The organism is Novosphingobium sp. THN1, from assembly GCF_003454795.1.
In the GTDB taxonomy this organism is placed as follows: Bacteria; Pseudomonadota; Alphaproteobacteria; order Sphingomonadales; family Sphingomonadaceae; genus Novosphingobium.
Genome location: NZ_CP028348.1, coordinates 1,133,979 through 1,149,137 on the forward strand (window position 1 = coordinate 1,133,979; position 15,159 = coordinate 1,149,137).

At 63.4% G+C, this 15,159-nt stretch carries 13 protein-coding genes and 2 pseudogenes; 8 read left to right on the forward strand and 7 right to left on the reverse strand.

Annotation, left to right across the window (positions count from 1 at the left end):
• Positions 1–5: 5 nt before the first annotated feature.
• Together C7W88_RS22245 and C7W88_RS22250 are read left to right on the forward strand one after the other, a co-directional pair.
• A complete protein-coding gene (locus tag C7W88_RS22245) occupies positions 6–1,442 on the forward strand; it encodes a PepSY domain-containing protein (RefSeq protein WP_118075785.1) in 1,437 nt (478 codons plus the stop codon).
• A gap of 284 nt (positions 1,443–1,726) precedes the next feature.
• Positions 1,727–2,787 (forward strand): IS630 family transposase gene (locus tag C7W88_RS22250; protein WP_118075787.1). Its coding sequence is split into 2 segments (ribosomal slippage): positions 1,727–2,219 and positions 2,219–2,787, totalling 1,062 coding nucleotides; the frame shifts between segments, so codons are not numbered across the junction.
• Positions 2,788–2,836: 49 nt separating this feature from the next.
• Here the strand turns inward: C7W88_RS22250 and C7W88_RS22255 are convergent.
• Positions 2,837–3,923, reverse strand: a pseudogene (locus tag C7W88_RS22255) (tyrosine-type recombinase/integrase).
• A gap of 357 nt (positions 3,924–4,280) precedes the next feature.
• Between C7W88_RS22255 and C7W88_RS22260 the strand changes: the two are divergent.
• The 4 genes from C7W88_RS22260 (at position 4,281) to C7W88_RS22275 (ending at position 7,531) form a co-directional block, all read left to right on the forward strand.
• Positions 4,281–4,604: a helix-turn-helix domain-containing protein gene (locus C7W88_RS22260; protein ID WP_118076058.1), complete on the forward strand. Its 324-nt coding sequence runs from the start codon at positions 4,281–4,283 to the stop codon at positions 4,602–4,604.
• A complete protein-coding gene (locus C7W88_RS22265) occupies positions 4,601–5,863 on the forward strand; it encodes a type II toxin-antitoxin system HipA family toxin (protein WP_118075789.1) in 1,263 nt (420 codons plus the stop codon). Before C7W88_RS22260 ends, C7W88_RS22265 begins: the two co-directional genes overlap by 4 nt.
• 390 nt (positions 5,864–6,253) lie before the next feature.
• Complete coding sequence (locus tag C7W88_RS22270; RefSeq protein WP_118076060.1) at positions 6,254–6,442, forward strand: DUF465 domain-containing protein; 189 nt, start codon at positions 6,254–6,256, stop codon at positions 6,440–6,442.
• Between the two features lie 75 nt (positions 6,443–6,517).
• Complete coding sequence (locus tag C7W88_RS22275; RefSeq protein WP_118075791.1) at positions 6,518–7,531, forward strand: TerC family protein; 1,014 nt, start codon at positions 6,518–6,520, stop codon at positions 7,529–7,531.
• A 40-nt stretch (positions 7,532–7,571) separates the two neighbouring features.
• On the opposite strand, the gene recQ is transcribed toward C7W88_RS22275, so the two are convergent.
• From recQ to C7W88_RS22295, 4 genes and pseudogenes are all read right to left on the reverse strand, one after another.
• Positions 7,572–9,371, reverse strand: a complete 1,800-nt coding sequence (gene recQ / locus C7W88_RS22280) for a DNA helicase RecQ (protein ID WP_240345054.1) — start codon at positions 9,369–9,371, stop codon at positions 7,572–7,574.
• Between the two features lie 52 nt (positions 9,372–9,423).
• Positions 9,424–9,882: a nuclear transport factor 2 family protein gene (locus C7W88_RS22285; protein ID WP_118075793.1), complete on the reverse strand. Its 459-nt coding sequence runs from the start codon at positions 9,880–9,882 to the stop codon at positions 9,424–9,426.
• Positions 9,883–9,940: 58 nt separating this feature from the next.
• Positions 9,941–10,456: a hypothetical protein gene (locus C7W88_RS22290; protein ID WP_118075795.1), complete on the reverse strand. Its 516-nt coding sequence runs from the start codon at positions 10,454–10,456 to the stop codon at positions 9,941–9,943.
• Between the two features lie 25 nt (positions 10,457–10,481).
• Positions 10,482–11,674, reverse strand: a pseudogene (locus tag C7W88_RS22295) (cation:proton antiporter).
• A 114-nt stretch (positions 11,675–11,788) separates the two neighbouring features.
• Between C7W88_RS22295 and C7W88_RS22300 the strand changes: the two are divergent.
• Positions 11,789–12,085, forward strand: coding sequence for a hypothetical protein (locus C7W88_RS22300; protein WP_118075797.1), 297 nt, complete (start codon positions 11,789–11,791; stop codon positions 12,083–12,085).
• A 128-nt stretch (positions 12,086–12,213) separates the two neighbouring features.
• The gene (locus C7W88_RS22305; RefSeq protein WP_118075799.1) at positions 12,214–12,486 is read left to right on the forward strand and encodes a hypothetical protein; all 273 of its coding nucleotides are present in this window, start codon (positions 12,214–12,216) and stop codon (positions 12,484–12,486) included.
• A 1,158-nt stretch (positions 12,487–13,644) separates the two neighbouring features.
• Here the strand turns inward: C7W88_RS22305 and holA are convergent.
• Both holA and lptE read right to left on the reverse strand, forming a co-directional pair.
• Positions 13,645–14,667, reverse strand: a complete 1,023-nt coding sequence (gene holA / locus C7W88_RS22310) for a DNA polymerase III subunit delta (RefSeq protein WP_205525334.1) — start codon at positions 14,665–14,667, stop codon at positions 13,645–13,647.
• A gap of 7 nt (positions 14,668–14,674) precedes the next feature.
• Positions 14,675–15,106, reverse strand: a complete 432-nt coding sequence (gene lptE, locus C7W88_RS22315) for an LPS assembly lipoprotein LptE (protein WP_205525355.1) — start codon at positions 15,104–15,106, stop codon at positions 14,675–14,677.
• Positions 15,107–15,159: the final 53 nt, after the last annotated feature.

Here is a 15,159-nt window from a genome sequence, read left to right on the forward strand (position 1 = left end):
CGGCCATGCCCCCTTCAGCACAGATTTCCTCGACCTCGCGCAAGGCCGCCTTCTATCGCACGATCTGGCGGTGGCATTTCTATGCCGGTCTATTCGTTGTGCCCATGGTGCTTATCCTGTCGCTGACGGGGGCAGCCTACTTGTTCAAACCGCAAGTCGAACGCTGGGAAGAGCGCGCCTGGCAGGGATTGCCAACCGCAGGTGCGGTAACGCCCGAATCGCAGGTGCGTGCAGCGCTCGCAGCCTTGCCCGGCGCAAAGTTCCTTTCCTATCGCCTGCCGCAAAAGCAGGGCGATGCGGCCATGATACACGTCGGTTTGTCAGGCGGCCAAGGCGGCAAGGACAAGGCGATGCGCGATGTCTTCGTATCGCCGCAAGGCCAGGTCGTCGGCGTTCTCGATCCCGAATGGCGGATCATGGAAATCGCGCACGACATCCACGGCCAGCTTCTGTTGGGCAAACGCGGCAGCTGGCTGGTGGAGCTGGCGGCAAGCTGGGCCATCGTCATGATCCTGACCGGCCTCTATCTGTGGTGGCCGCGCGGTCGCGGTCTTGCAGGCGTGCTGTGGCCGCGCCTGTCTGCCGGATCGCGCACTGCTTGGCGGGATATGCATGCCGTCACCGGGTTCTGGGTATCAGGCCTTGCCATGGTGTTGCTCCTCACCGGTCTGCCCTGGGCCGATGTCTGGGGCAGTGCCTTCAAGGCCGTGCGCGCCGAGATGGGTTGGGTGAAAGGAAAGCAGGACTGGACAATCGGCGGCGCGGCTCCGTCCGCCGACGAGCACAAAGAACATGCCGAACACGATCATGCGGCAATGATGGCCATGAATGGCCACATACCCGGTATGGATCATGATATGGCCGACATGGCACCAGCCATCACCCTGTCTGAGGTGGTCCGACTGGCGCAGCGCGAGCACCTCGCTTTCCCGGCGGTCATCACCCCGCCCGGAGCACCGGGGCGTTTCGGACGCAAGGGTGGCGAGAACTGGACCTTGAGATCAGACAGCCAGAACCGGCCCTTGCGCACCACCATCACGCTGGACAAGCAGACGGGCCAAGAATTGTCGCGTGAGACCTTTGCCGATGGCCACCCTATAGATCGCGTAGTCGGATATGGCGTTGCCTGGCACGAAGGGCAGCTGTTCGGCTGGGTCAATCAGCTGATCGGCGTGTTCACCGCGCTGATGCTGGCAACCCTTGCGATCAGCGGATTCGTGATGTGGCGCAAACGCAAGCCCGATCAAGGCCTTGGCGCACCACCGACGCCTAAGGAAAACGTGATGGCCAAGCTGGTGCCAATGTTGCTCATTCTGGCAGCAGTGCTACCGCTGCTGGCACTCTCGCTCGTGGTGGTGGCGCTTCTCGAGAAGCTTCTGATCCGCCGGATACCAGATCTCGCCAGATGGCTGGGTTTGCAAATTCATGTTGGACGGACCTGATCGTTATTGGCTGGTTCCCAGCAGTTTGAAGACGTGATGTCGTGGACGACCTCCGCATCAGCGTAGCTGCGATCCTGATGGACTGCTTCAACCGGCGCGAACGGCAGCTTCAATCAGTACCGAACGTTCATCGGGAATGGAGTATCGTCCAACTTTGGTCAGCAGTCACCGTCGGCGTTGAACGATCCGAAAGTAATACCAAGGCGCGCGGAGTCTGACTCACGCCGGGGATTCCCAAGCGGATGAAAATCTGATTCGACGTTGCAGGCACATGGAGGTTTGCGATGGCGGCAGCGATTGGGGTTCGATCTGACTACACATCGTCGGATTTGCGTGGGTTTGCGCGACGAAGTGGCGATGCCGATCAGGTCCGTCGTCTGTTGGCTGTTGCACTGATCCTGGACGGCAGGAGCCGTAGCGAAGCGGCGAAGATTGCCGGCGTGACGCTGCAGATCGTGCGCGACTGGGTTCTGCGCTTCAACGAGGGAGGTCCCGACGGTCTGGCAACGCGCAAGGCTCCGGGGCGGGCTTCGATCCTGAACGATGAGCAGCGTGCGCGGCTTGCCGAGATCGTCGAGGCTGGGCCAATTCCTGCAGCGCATGGGGTAGTACGCTGGCGGCTGTGCGATCTGGCGCAGTGGATCTGGGACGAGTTCGAGTTGTCGGTCACACGCCATACCCTCGGGCGCGAGCTTCGCGCTATGGGCTACCGCAAGCTCACGGCCCGGCCACGCCACCGTGGCCAGAAGAGCGATGACATTGCCGATTTTAAAAAAGGTTCGTCGCCCGTCTGGCGCAAATCATGTGGCGGCTCCCGAGAGGTACGCCGATAGAGCTGTGGTGGCAGGACGAGGCCCGTGTCGGCCAGCAGACCAAGCTCACCCGGCGCTGGGCGAAGCGCGGAACCCGACCATCAGCGCCGAAGGATCAGCGTCGCTCCTCGGCATGGCTGTTCGGCGCGATCTGTCCGGCTGAAGGCAAGGCTGCCGGCATCGTCATGCCCCGTTGTAACAGCGAGGCGATGAGCATGCATCTCGAGGAGATCGCCTTCCGCGTCGCGCCCGGGGCGCATGCGGTCCTTCTGCTCGATCAGGCCGGATGGCATGGATCGGCCGAACTGGTCGTGCCCCCCAACATCGCGCTGATGCCGCTGCCGCCGAGGTGTCCGGAGCTCAACCCGGTCGAGAACGTCTGGCAGTTCATGCGCGACAATTGGCTGTCGAACCGCATCTTCAAATCCTACGACGACATCGTCGACCATTGTTGCTTCGCATGGAACAAGCTCGTCGATCAGCCTTGGCGCATCACGTCCATCGGAATGCGCCATTGGGCGCATGGGTACTGATCAATGCACCTTGGTATAAGCCGCCCTTCCGGTCAGTCCGCAAGGTGCGTCATTCATCCGAGAAGAGCTTGGCCAGTCTCGCACTCGCTCCGCTTTTTACCGCCAGCTTAGCACCGTATCGCATAACGGTTCGCGCATCGCGCCACCGGTAAGCCTGCATAATTGCTGGCAACCCCTCCCCTGTTGCAAAATTGTCCTGCGCAACACCAACGCGGATCGAGTGCGACGACACGCTCTTGAGCCAGCGCTCGAGCTCAACCTCTCCCATCCCACCAAGCACACGCTTCTCCCAGGCGGCGCGTACCACGCGCTTGTATATCAGCGTGATGCTGTTGGGATTCAGACGCTCAGTCCCGATTGCTTTCACAAACCCATCGAAATGCGTCGTCACCCGTCGCAGCAATGGTCCCTTGTCGATTTCGCCAGCCTTACGCCAGCGCGCGATCGCAGCCATGGTCGCCGGTGACAGATATGCCTCAGCGCCTTCCTGCGCTTGAGGGGATGTGCAGCAGCCCTGCCCCCTCCCCGTCCGGTCCTTCAATATGCGCGACATCGATCGCGACCAGCTCGGACCGCCGGGCGGCGATGTCGTAGGCGATGCGCAGCAGCGCGGCATCGCGCAAACCGAGTTCGTCGCGGCGACACGCCTTGAGCAGGTGTGCCAGACAAACGCCCGAGGCAGGGCTGTCGAGATCGGCAATGTCGCCTTTGAAGCGAATGGCGCGAGCCTGTCGCTGGCGAACCCCGAGATGGTTGCGCGCCGCCTGGCGCTCGAATTTGACGAGAGGGTCTGATGTCGGATCGGTAAGCTCCGCCATGCGGTAGGCCCAGCTCACGTGTACGAGGTAACGCTCGATCGTCGCCATGGCGCGTGTCTTGAGGTCCGTCGCTTCGGTTCCGGCCAGCGCACGGATCCAGGCGGCAACGTCAGCAGGACCGGCCCCGGCGGGCTGCACCTGCCGCCCCCTGCACCACTGCCCCCACAGGGTCAGGTCCGAGCGGAAGGCGCGGCGGGTGTTGTCGGACCACCCGCGCATGGCGGCATCGAGCAGCGCCTCGTCAATGCGTACGCCGGCGCCGACCAGCGTGCGCACGTCAGCCACAAGGTCGCTTGGTTCGACGGCACGCTTGATCATCGCACGTCTGGCAAGAGTGGCGGGCGGGCTTTTCCGCATGTCGGCGATGATAGCCGGGCCAATCTCATATGAATAGGGTAGTGATAACGATCCATTTTCAATACAGGAGGAATAGCGCCCCCTTAGTTCGTCGCGCAATGTTTCACGTAGGCAGCCAAAGGACTGATTTCACGATTCGCTCGGGGGATTATAAACTCTCCGGAATCCATCCTGCGGCCTATCGGGCGGTCGTCCGGAACGTTACCACGAACTTCACCGTCAAAAGCCAACACCTCTTCGGCGTCTTGCGGAACCTCGCTCATGAGCCAAATATGGCCCCTATTTTGACTTCAGCGCAAATATAGGCCATATATGGCCATGTTTTTCACGCTTCATGATCAACTGACAGGCCTCGGCAAACGGATCAAGGCCCGCCGACTGGCGCTTGACCTCACCCAGCAAGCGGCCGCTGCCAAAGCAGGCGTGGCCCATAGAACATGGCGGCGAATGGAGGCCGAAGGCAGGGCTTCGATCGAGGATATGGTGCGGGCAGCCATCGCACTGCGCTGCGATGAGGGCATTGTCGCGCTGTTTCCGCAAGTGCCGGCAACCAGCATGGATGAACTGCTTGCACAGCAGCGTCAGGCAGCCAAACGGCAGCGCAAGCGTGCCAGCGGGCGCTCGGGCGGAATTGGGTCATGAAACTGGCTCCGGGAACGCCTTTGGCGATTGGACTGCTGACCGACGAGACTGCAGCGCCGCGTTCTGTCGGCAGGCTGACAATGGCGAGCGGATTGGCTCAGCTCGAATGGTCGGGAGAGATCATCGCTGCGCGCCTTCCGATCTCTCCACTGCACTATCCGGCTGAGCCCGGCCTGCACCCTGCCCGCAGCCGAATGTTCGAAGGCCTTCACGGTTTCCTTTCAGACTGCCTGCCCGACGCCTGGGGCATGCTGCTGTTGAAGCGGCGCCTCCAAAGGATGGGTCACCGGTTCGAAGACCTTAATGCAGTCGACCGGCTCGCCCTTGTGGGCACAAAAGGTCGGGGCGCCCTCGTCTTCCAGCCCGAATCGTTTGGGTTCGAGGCTTCAGGTACCATTGATCTCGATGCTCTGGCCGATGAATCGCGCCAGGTTCTGCTCGGCGAGGAGACAGAGCTCGAAGCGCTGCTGGCACGCCTGGGCGGCGGCTCTGGCGGAGCGCGGCCGAAAGTTCACGTGGCGATCGACGCGGACGGCCTGCTGTCTGCCGGAGACGAGCTCCCTGCGGCGGGAAACAAGAGCGCGGGTGAGGAATGGATCGTCAAGTTTGCAGCGACCAATGACCCTGCCGATATCGGGCCGTTGGAAGAGGCCTACGCCCGGATGGCCCGCGCCGCAGGCATCGATATGGCGGAGACGCGATTGATCCCGGCGGCGAACGGTCCGGGTCATTTCGCGACAAGGCGCTTCGACCGACCGGCACCGGGCAAGCGGCTGCACATGGTCAGCCTCGGCGGAGCGCTTGAAGCTTCGTCGCATATGCCCAGCGTCGATTATGACGGTTTCCTGAAGGCGACCCTGGCCATCACCCACAGCATGGCGGACGTCGAGCAGGCCTTCCGGCGCATGGTCTTCAACGTGCTTGCGCGAAACCGGGATGATCATGTCCGCCAGCATGCTTACCTCATGAATGATCTGGGAGACTGGCGGCTCGCGCCGGCCTTCGACCTCACGTTCTCAAACGGCCCCGGCGGCGAGCATTACATGGCCGTCTTGGGCGAAGGTCGCACCATCACCCGAGAGCATGTCGAGAAGCTCGCAAAGGTCCATGGGGTTTCGCCGAAGCGTACGGCTTCCATCTTAGACGACGTTCGTGCAGCGCTTTCCGATTGGGCGTTGCATGCGCGTGACGTGGGAGTCGGGATATCTCAGGCCGCTGTGTCAGAAGGCTTGGATCTGGTAGCCCGGGAGTTTGCGTAAGGTTGGCATCGCTCGACCTCGTGTCTCGAGCGATGGTGTAGCCGGGCTCGATCCGCGACCAGAACTGGCTGGCAGAAAATGGGATCATACCCACCGGTCCGAGAGTTTCCAGCAGCGGCTTGACGGTCGACAATCTCAGGGAAGCCTTCCTGAACAGTGCTTTGAACATGTCTCTTGCAATTTAGAGCGAATCACTCCACATTGTTTGGGCGGACCGGGCCCCTCTGGCGCGGCGTTCTGGCCATTGTGGCAGTTCGCTTCGTGATGTCGGACCGCATCGGGTGATGCCGATGCTCTGGGTCCGGGTTCAATCCCCCTCCTTCCGGACCAGTGGGTCCAGCGCGCGGCATCTCCCGATCGAAACGCAACTGCTTTCGAAGGGTTTTCATGATGTCTGACCGTTACTTCCATCTGCTCGAACACCACCAGAAGCTTGACGATGCGCTGCGCATCGCGCGCGACCCGCTTGATGTGCTGCGACTGCGCAGCCTCAAGAACGCCGTGAAGGCGCGGCTTGCGGCGCTGCTCCTGCGCCGCCCGGAAGCCGCAGGTTTTCCGGCGTCATTGGCAACAGTCTGACACAGAGGAACGCCCCGCGCTCCAGGCATTGCCGAGGCAATTGCGGGACGTGCGGGGGCACAAGGAGTCTGACTGATGGAGTTCCTTTTTGCAGACTGGCTGGGCACGCCTGCGTGGTTCTGGCTGGCCTTCCTCGGCCTTGTCGTGGCGCTGACCGCGTTTGACCTTGGTGTCCTCCACAAGGAGGACAAGGCCATGGGCATCGGTGAATCGCTGAAGCTGACGGCGTTCTACATCACCATTGCGCTGCTGTTCGGCGCGTGGGTCTGGGCCGAGAAGGGCGCGGACCTAGGGATGAAGTATTACACCGGCTTCTTCATCGAGAAGGCGCTGTCGATCGACAATGTCTTCGTGATCAGCCTGATCTTCACGTTCTTCGCCATCCCCCCCAAGTACCAGTACCGTGCCCTGCTGTGGGGCATCGTCGCCGTCATCTTCCTGCGCGGCGCGATGATCGCAGGCGGCGCCGCGCTGGTCGAACAGGCCTACTGGGTCCTGTACCTCTTTGCCGCGTTCCTGGTGTTCACCGGCATCAAGATGTTTTTCGCCAACGACCATGACCCGGACATCGGCAACAATCCCGCGGTGCGCTGGATCAGCCGCCACATGCGCGTGACCAAGGAGCTGCATGACCAGCACTTCTTCGTGAAAGTGCCGGACGAGAAGACCGGCAAGATGGTCAACGCGGCAACGCCGCTGTTCCTGGCACTGGTGGTCATCAACCTTGCCGACCTTGTGTTCGCGGTGGATTCGGTCCCGGCGATCTTTGCGATCACGACCGATACCTTCATCGTCTATACCTCGAACATCATGGCGATCCTCGGCCTGCGCGCGCTCTATTTTGCGCTGGCTGCGATGATCGATCGCTTCGCCTATCTCAAGTACGCGCTGGCCGCCGTGCTGGTGTTCATCGGCTCGAAGATCTTCGTTTCCGATTTCCTGCTGGGCGGCGACAAGTTCCCGCCGGTGCTCAGCCTTGGCGTCACTTTCGCGCTGATTGCAGGCGGCGTGGCCTATTCGCTGTGGAAGACGCGGGGGCAGCCCCTGCACGATCCGGCCGAGCCAATTGCCTCGGGCACGATCAACTGAGCATGCCCCTCCCCTGACCGGGAGGGGTTTTGCTTTCAGCTTACCACTGCCGGATCACTTTGAGGAAACGATCGCCATAGGCATCAAGCTTGCGCGAGCCGACACCGCCGATCTGGCCGAGTTCGGCGAGGCTGCCCGGGCGCGTGGCCGCCATCTCGCGCAGGACGGAATCGTGGAAGATGACGTAAGGCGGCACGCCGTTCTCGCGTGCGAGATCGCGGCGCAGGTTGCGCAGGGCATCGAACAGGGGATCGCCCACAGGGTTCAGTGCAGCCCCTGTACCGCTGCGGCGGCGACCTGAGCGGCCTTCCTTCTTCGGCACGAGGACGAGGGGCACATCCGCTTCGCCCTTGAGGATGGCGCGGGCATCGCCGCCTAGGGCAAGGCCGCCGTGTTCCGTGGCCACAAGGGCGCCTCTTGCCTGCAGGGCGCGGGCCAGAGGGCGCAGCAGCGGGGCTTCATCGCTGGTAACGATGCCGAACACGGAAAGCTGGTCGTGCCCGCGCTGGGTCACGCGATCATCGGCAACACCCGTGAGGACTTTCTCGACGTAGCCGAAGCCGAACGACTGTCCGGTGCGGTAGACGGCGGAGAGCAGCTTGCGGGCAACCTCGGTGGCATCGGTGACGCGCGGGGCTTCCAGGCAATTGTCGCAATTTCCGCACGACGGCGGCGGATTCTCGCCGAAGTGGCGCAGCAGCAGGGCGCGGCGACAATGCGGGGTTTCGACCAAGGACGCGAGCGCATCGATGCGGGTGCGTTCGCCGGCGCGGCGGTGCTCTTCGACTTCGGCGAGGCGCTGGCGGGCGCGCATGAAATCTTCCGCGCCCCACAGCATGACTGCCACCGAAGGATCGCCATCGCGCCCGGCACGGCCGGTTTCCTGGTAATAGCTTTCGATCGATTTCGGGCATGCGGCGTGGGCAACGAAGCGCACGTCGGGCTTGTCGATACCCATGCCGAAGGCGACCGTGGCGACCATGACCATGTCTTCGGAGGCGACGAAGCGTGCCTGGTTGTCCGCTCTTACCTGCGGATCGAGCCCGGCGTGATAGGGCAGGACGGGACGGCCGCTGGCCTGCAGCTGCTGGCTGAGCTTTTCCACCTGCGCGCGAGTGGGGGCATAGACGATGCCGGGACCGGGGTTTTCGGCAATGACCGTCATCAGCTGGCGCAAGGGATTGTCGCGCGCCGTGATGGCGTAGCGGATGTTGGGCCGGTCAAACCCGGCAACAATCAGGCCCTCTTCGGGGATGCCAAGCTGGGATAGGATATCGGCGCGGGTGTGGCGGTCTGCCGTGGCGGTCAGTGCCAGGCGCGGCACATCCGGGAAAGCGTCCATCAGCGGACGCAGGAGGCGGTAATCGGGGCGAAAGTCGTGGCCCCACTCGGAGACGCAGTGTGCCTCGTCGATGGCGAACATGGCGACGCGGCCGCGGGTGAGCATTTCGAGGAAATGCGGCTGGCTGGCGCGTTCGGGGGCAACGTAGAGCAGATCGAGATCGCCCGACAGGAAACGGTCGATGGTCTGGCCCCGATCCAGGTCGACGCTGGTTAGCGTGGCGGCGCGGATACCGTTGGCACTTGCGCTGCGCAACTGGTCATGCATCAGGGCGATCAGCGGCGAGACGACGACGCAGGTGCCCGGCAGCATGACGGCGGGCAGCTGATAGGTCAGCGACTTGCCCGCGCCGGTGGGCATGACGGCAAGGGTCGAGCGCCCCGCCAGCACGCGCTCGACCACGTCCGCCTGTACGCCGCGAAAGGCGTTGAAGCCGAACACGGCGTGGAGACGGTCGAGGATTTCGGATTGCGGGAATACGGTCTGGGCGATGTTCACGCCAACGCTATGGCAGATCGGGCGCAGTCATTCCACGCCGGATGCGCCCAGGTTACTCGCCGACGATCACATGCAGGCGGCTGATGCGACTCGTCACGATCTTCCAGCCATCTGCCTCCCTGCGGTAGGTTTCGTGGTAGTGGCCCATGCCGTGGAGGAAAGGCTTGCCGTCGGCGTCCCAGATCTGGTCCTCCATGGCGATCACGCCGCGCGCCTCGGTTTGCGAGAGCAGTTCGATTTCATGGCAGTGGCCGTGGTGGACGGTGCGCAAGGCGTCGACGGCGGCTTCGACGAAGGCGGCAATGGCGTCGCCGCCGGAGTGCGTCCAGTTCTCCGCGTCCTCGGCGGGTTCGATGGAGAGCGAGCAGGAGGCATCGAACACAGCGTCGTCGGCGAAGACTGCGCGCAGGCCGGCGTAGTCCTTGGTGTCCATGCAGCGGAAATAGCGCGCCTTTAGCTGCTTGATTTCCTCGATGGCGATCAGGCGGGTGACGGGATCGATGACGGACATGCAGGGCCTCTCCGTTATTTTGCCGCAGGAGAGGCGAGAATGCACGATCCCGCCACTCTTACTTGTGCGAGACTTGCGCGGCCGAAAGATCGACCAGCCATTGCGGGGGCTGGCCAGTGCGCGCCCAGTCTATGCCCCAGGCGAACGTGGCATAGAGCGCCGCAAGCGTGAGCAAGGCCATCGCGAACCAGTATCCCGGGCCATAGGCGGTGACGCGCTGCGGATCCTCACGGCAGTACCAGATGCGGAACACGCTGGAGGGCTTCCACGAGCGCTGCACCTGCCGACCGACCATGGCATGGACTCGGGTGCCCTCGGCTGTTTCGAAGACGACCTCGTCCTCGATCCAGCGCTTGCCTTCGCCATCGCGGATGTCGAAGGCGCGCAGGGTGCCGATGGACTGCTGCATGTGGACGAAATCATCCAGCCGCTCGAGGTCGCTGTATCCGCCTCGCCAGACACGCGCGACTGCGACCTGCCAGCCGGCGAGCAGCGTGACGCAACGGTAGAGGCACCAGCACAGGCCGAGCACGAGTGCGGCAACACCAGCCATGAGGAGATCGACGGCTTCCATGCCCGCGATGCTTACCGCGACGGCGTTAATGGACCGTTGGCGCAGGCAGCGCCTTCAGCCTGGGGGTGACCAGCGGAACGGTCAGCATCGTGCTCATCACAGCCATCAGCAGCAAGGCGGTGAAAGTCTCGTTGGTGACAATGCCCTTGTCGAGCAGGACGTTGACGAAGATGATCATGATCAGCGCCTTGGTCTGCAGCAGCCAGCCGATGATCGAAGCCTCGCCCTTGGCCCAGCCGAGCACGCGGCCGGCAATGCGCACGCCGACAAGCTTGCCGGTGACCGAGGCGACGAGGAACAGGAACGCTGCGCCGAACACGGCAAGGCCGCCGACGTCCCACTTGGTGCGAAGACCCGTAGAGAGGAAGAACACCGGCATGACAGCGAGGAGCAGGAACTGGCGGAAGCCATCGAGCCGCTCGCGCGTGAACCAGTGCGCATCGAGCACGGCCCCTGCCAGAAACGCGCCGACCATGAAGTGCAGGCCGGACCAGTCCGCGGCAAAGCCGACCATGGCAAGCCAGATCAGCGAGACGTACCAGCGATCGTTTTCCGACAGGCGGCGGAACAGGGCCCGCACGGCCCACGATGCCACGGCGAAGGCCGCAAGGAAGATGCCCTGCCGACCGACCCGCTCCCAATCGACGAGGATCAGCGCGAGCACGCCCCAGATCGCCACGTCATCAAGGCTGGCATAGCGCAGGATGCGCTGGCCCAAAGGCTCGCGGAAGATGCCCAGCTTTTCCATAAGGAGCACGAGAATGGGCAGCGCGGTGACGGCGCAGGCCATGCCGATGCCGAGGACGACTTGCGGGTAGTTGCCCTTGGGGCCGATCCAGCCGGGGTCTGCAATAGTAGCGCAGCCGCGGCGGCGCCGAACACCAGCGGCGTCAAGAGAGCGCCTGCAGCGGTAATCGCGGTTTCGCGTCGGTTGGCCCAGGCGTCGCTGAGATCGAGTTCAAGCCCTGCCGCGAACACGAACATCATCACCGCCCACCAGGCGATGCCATTCAGCGAGCCGATCACCTGCGGATTGAAGACGAAGGCGTAATAGTCCGGGAAGGCTGCACCCAACACGCCGGGGCCAAGCAGGATTCCGCCGATGATCTGCACGACGACGAGCGGCGCCCAGTAGTCGGTGCGCAGGAGGCGCCAGACCAGGTAAGGGACGGCAAGGATGATCGTGAGCGCGATCAGGAACACTTCCGTCGTGCCCATCGCGGGCGCAGCTGCCGTCACCATCCATCCCCCGCGTTGCCATCGTCTATGCAAAGGTGCGACGGCTTGTTCAATTGATCTCAAAGGCCATATCCTGCGTGAAGGAGGCGGCCAATGACCTTTGACCTCGGAAAGGCCCTGTTGCGCAAGGAAGAATACGAATCCGCGCGGCTGACGGAGTTCGAGTTTGCCGAAATGGTGCGGGCGCTGAAGGCGTTGGCAGGGGAACTTGAAGCGCCGGTGGGACCGATGCTGGGGGTGCTGGCCGAACGGGGACTTGGCCAAGCGCTCAGTCACCTAGCACAACTGGCCGGGCGTGACGTGGAAGCCGATTACCTGCGCTGCAGGGCAAGCGCGCGGGCCAGGCTGATCGACGAGCGCGGCGATCCCTCTCCGGTAAGACTCGGTTGACAGGAATCTTACCGCTTAACCATCGCGCGGCTCCGGCAAGGTGCGCTGCCGTCGGTTAAGCGCAGGTTTGCCGAGGCCTGACAGCTTCTCCTCATGGCGGGTTGGTCCGCCGCGAGAGGAGAGTGGCCATGGGCTTCGAAATGCGCGACAGCTTCGTTCGGCGCGAAGAATGCAAGGCGGCGTGGGAAAGCGAAGTGGAGTTCGCCGAGATGGCGCGCGTGCTCAAGGCATTGGCGGCCGAGCTGGGACAGGACACCGGTGCCGCGCTGGGAGAGCTCGCTGCACATGGCATTGGCGCCGCCCTGGGTATTCTGGCAGGAGAGGCCGAAGGATCGGACGTGGAGGCCGATTACCTGAGGCGGCGGGCCATGGCGAGGGTGGCGGCAAGCCGCCTGCAGTAAAGAGACGGCACGCCCGCTGTTCTTGCGGCGTCCGCTTGGCCAAAGCGATACCGTTTCGGCGTTTGTCCCGCATGAGCTGTCCGAGGCAGCGCAAGGCGCTTGTTCGAGCAACGCTGCCGGCAGGGCCGCAGGCAGCGGGATTTTGGCCTCGATACTGTTCCCCGGCGAACTGTGTATCTCGCGGGCCGTGAAGAACGCGATTTGCGTTCGCGTAGGTCGGCGGCTGAACTGCCCTCGCCTGTGCGCGCTTTGGAAACCGGGATAGGGCCCATTTCATCGAACCCACAGCGCGTCCTGGCCTTCCCTTTGGCAATGCATTCCACCGCGGCGTATGCAGCGGGCAGAGCTTGCCGGCGCCCTCCCTCTTCCAGATAACCTCATTGGCATCCGCCTGACGCGAAACGCGCGAATGCCGCGTCGCGTTCTTGACGGCCAATTAGCCCTGATTGCCAATGATCTTGCGGCCGATCTCCCGGCCGGGCAAGCTCGGCCAGATGCGCAAGTTGCGCTCCCAGCGCATTGCCTGAGGGTGCCCGCGACCCTGGATCACCAGCGAAACATCGCGCCAGGCCTGGTGTCCTGTGTGAAAGAATGACGCAGCTTGAGCCTGTGCGCCCCTGGCAGCTGCAGTTCGCGCTTGTCTGCACCGTTCACCCGCGCTGACACATCAGCGATGACCTGTCGAAATGCCTGAAGAGACTGTGGCGCGTCATCAGGCGCTGCAGCACGATGAGAGTCAGACAACGGACGGGTGCCAGGATCGAGCCTGGCGGACTCCTGCGAGTGAGCCCAGACCGTGTCCACGGGCGCGGCGAAATCGATGAAGTAGCGTTATCTGGCTATGGCAACCAACGCACGTGCAGCGCCTTGGGAAGATCACCTCGGCGCTGCCTGCCTCACCCTTTCGGCGTCCTGAGAGTGACCTCAAACCTGCAAGGAAAGCCGAAACTCAATCAGAGTCAACTTGAACAGCGTGCGCGGTTGCGGCATCTAGCCCCTGCCCGACTTCGGGCAAACCATGGTGCGACCGCACCGAACTTGAACCCTGCCACTCCGCACAGTTGGCGGGTTTCTTTTTGCCGAGATCTCGGAGGTCGGGGGAGGTAGCCGCGTCACGCCAATAAGGGATGCGATCCAAACTTCGTCGCAAGACGCGACCTATCGTGCTGCAGCACGCGCAATTTCTGCAAGGCCCTGCGCCAGCGCCAGGTCCCCGTTCCGATTGTCGGCGATCAGTGTGCGATGCAATAGAACCAGCCTCTCGCACAGGCGCACAAGCCGCGGGCCACGCCAGCGCTTGAGTTGCTGGGTCAGGTCGGCACGGTCTCGGAAGAACACCCGGCGCGCGTCGCTTTCCTGTTGCATGAATGCATTGACGTCGCCGCGTTCCCCGAGCCGACCAGCGAGCTGGACCAACTGCCCGGCGCGGCGTTCAAGCGCGAGGACCAGTCCCACCGGATTCATGCCCTGTTCGCGCATGCGGGAAAGTTCGGCCGGAATGCGCCGCACCTCGCCGCCAAGGACGGCGTTGACCAGCGGCATCATGCCATCGTCCTCGCTGACCGCGCAGACGTCGTCGAGGTCCGCCGCTGTCGCTGTTCGCGGCGCCTGCGGGCTGGCGTCGAGATAGAGCGCGATCTTCTCCAGCTCGCTTCGGGCCATGCGCGTATCGAGCGCGGTCGCACGGGCGACTCGCTCCGACAGCTCGTCGGTCATGCGCACACCCATCGCATCGGCCGAACTCCGGATCGCACTGGCGACCGATTTGAGGTCTGGCGGATGGAACATGCCGACCAGCGCATCGGCGCGGCTTTCCAGCAATTTGGCAATGCGCGACTTGTCGGTGGCCGAACTGGCGACGATCAGGACCGGCCAGCCGTCGACAGGGCTTTGCAGCAGGGTTTCGACGGCGTCGTGCGCATCGTCGCCGGTCGCCCGGACATGAATGATCCGCCTGTCGCCAAACAACGAGACCGAACGCGCCTCGTCAGCGAGGCGCACCGGGTCGCGCTTGAGTTCGGCTCCGCCCAGATCGACCTTTTCCGCCTCGCCCAACATGCCTGCGATCTTCGCGGCGGCATCACTGGCACCCGATTCATCCGGCCCGCAGAAATAGAAGATGCGGCAGTCCTTTACCGCGCGCGCCGCATTTGCCCAAAAGTTCTTCTGGGTGACCTTCACGCCCGCCTCAGGAGCGCTTGCGCAAGCGGACCGAGACGCGCGTGACGATCTGGTCGGCCACTTCCTGCGACAGGTTTTCAAGCGCTGTCTGTTCGGCCGCGATCACCGCGTATTCGCTGTTGACCACATCGAACCCGGCGTCCGATCCCGCGGTCGCATCAAGGACCACTTCACCGTTCTGCATGTCAACCAGCTGGTAGCGCGCGCGCAGGGTGCGGCGTTCGCGCGTGATCGCATCGTTGGAAAGCTGGCCCAGCCCCTCCACGCGATCGTCCAGCCGGACATCGAGCCGATAGCGAGCGCCAGTCCCTGCCGCGCCTGCACCCAGACGATCGACCAGAGCGTTGCGTACGTGCCAGCCAGACTGCCCCTCGATCGGCGAGATAGTGACGTCGGCAAGCGCGCGCGCGACTTCGCCCTTGCCGCCGCCTGCGTACATTGGCTGCAGACCGCAACCGGAAAGCAGCGCAAGCGGCGCGAGGATCAGGACGA

Coding starts and splice junctions, on each gene's coding strand:
- C7W88_RS22245 (WP_118075785.1), top strand. CDS start 6: ATGCCCCCTTCAGCACAGATTTCCTCGACCTCGCGCAAGGCCGCCTTC.
- C7W88_RS22260 (WP_118076058.1), top strand. CDS start 4,281: ATGTTTTTCACGCTTCATGATCAACTGACAGGCCTCGGCAAACGGATC.
- C7W88_RS22265 (WP_118075789.1), top strand. CDS start 4,601: ATGAAACTGGCTCCGGGAACGCCTTTGGCGATTGGACTGCTGACCGAC.
- C7W88_RS22270 (WP_118076060.1), top strand. CDS start 6,254: ATGTCTGACCGTTACTTCCATCTGCTCGAACACCACCAGAAGCTTGAC.
- C7W88_RS22275 (WP_118075791.1), top strand. CDS start 6,518: ATGGAGTTCCTTTTTGCAGACTGGCTGGGCACGCCTGCGTGGTTCTGG.
- C7W88_RS22285 (WP_118075793.1), bottom strand. CDS start 9,882: ATGTCCGTCATCGATCCCGTCACCCGCCTGATCGCCATCGAGGAAATC.
- C7W88_RS22290 (WP_118075795.1), bottom strand. CDS start 10,456: ATGGAAGCCGTCGATCTCCTCATGGCTGGTGTTGCCGCACTCGTGCTC.
- C7W88_RS22300 (WP_118075797.1), top strand. CDS start 11,789: ATGACCTTTGACCTCGGAAAGGCCCTGTTGCGCAAGGAAGAATACGAA.
- C7W88_RS22305 (WP_118075799.1), top strand. CDS start 12,214: ATGGGCTTCGAAATGCGCGACAGCTTCGTTCGGCGCGAAGAATGCAAG.
- lptE (WP_205525355.1), bottom strand. CDS start 15,106: ATGTACGCAGGCGGCGGCAAGGGCGAAGTCGCGCGCGCGCTTGCCGAC.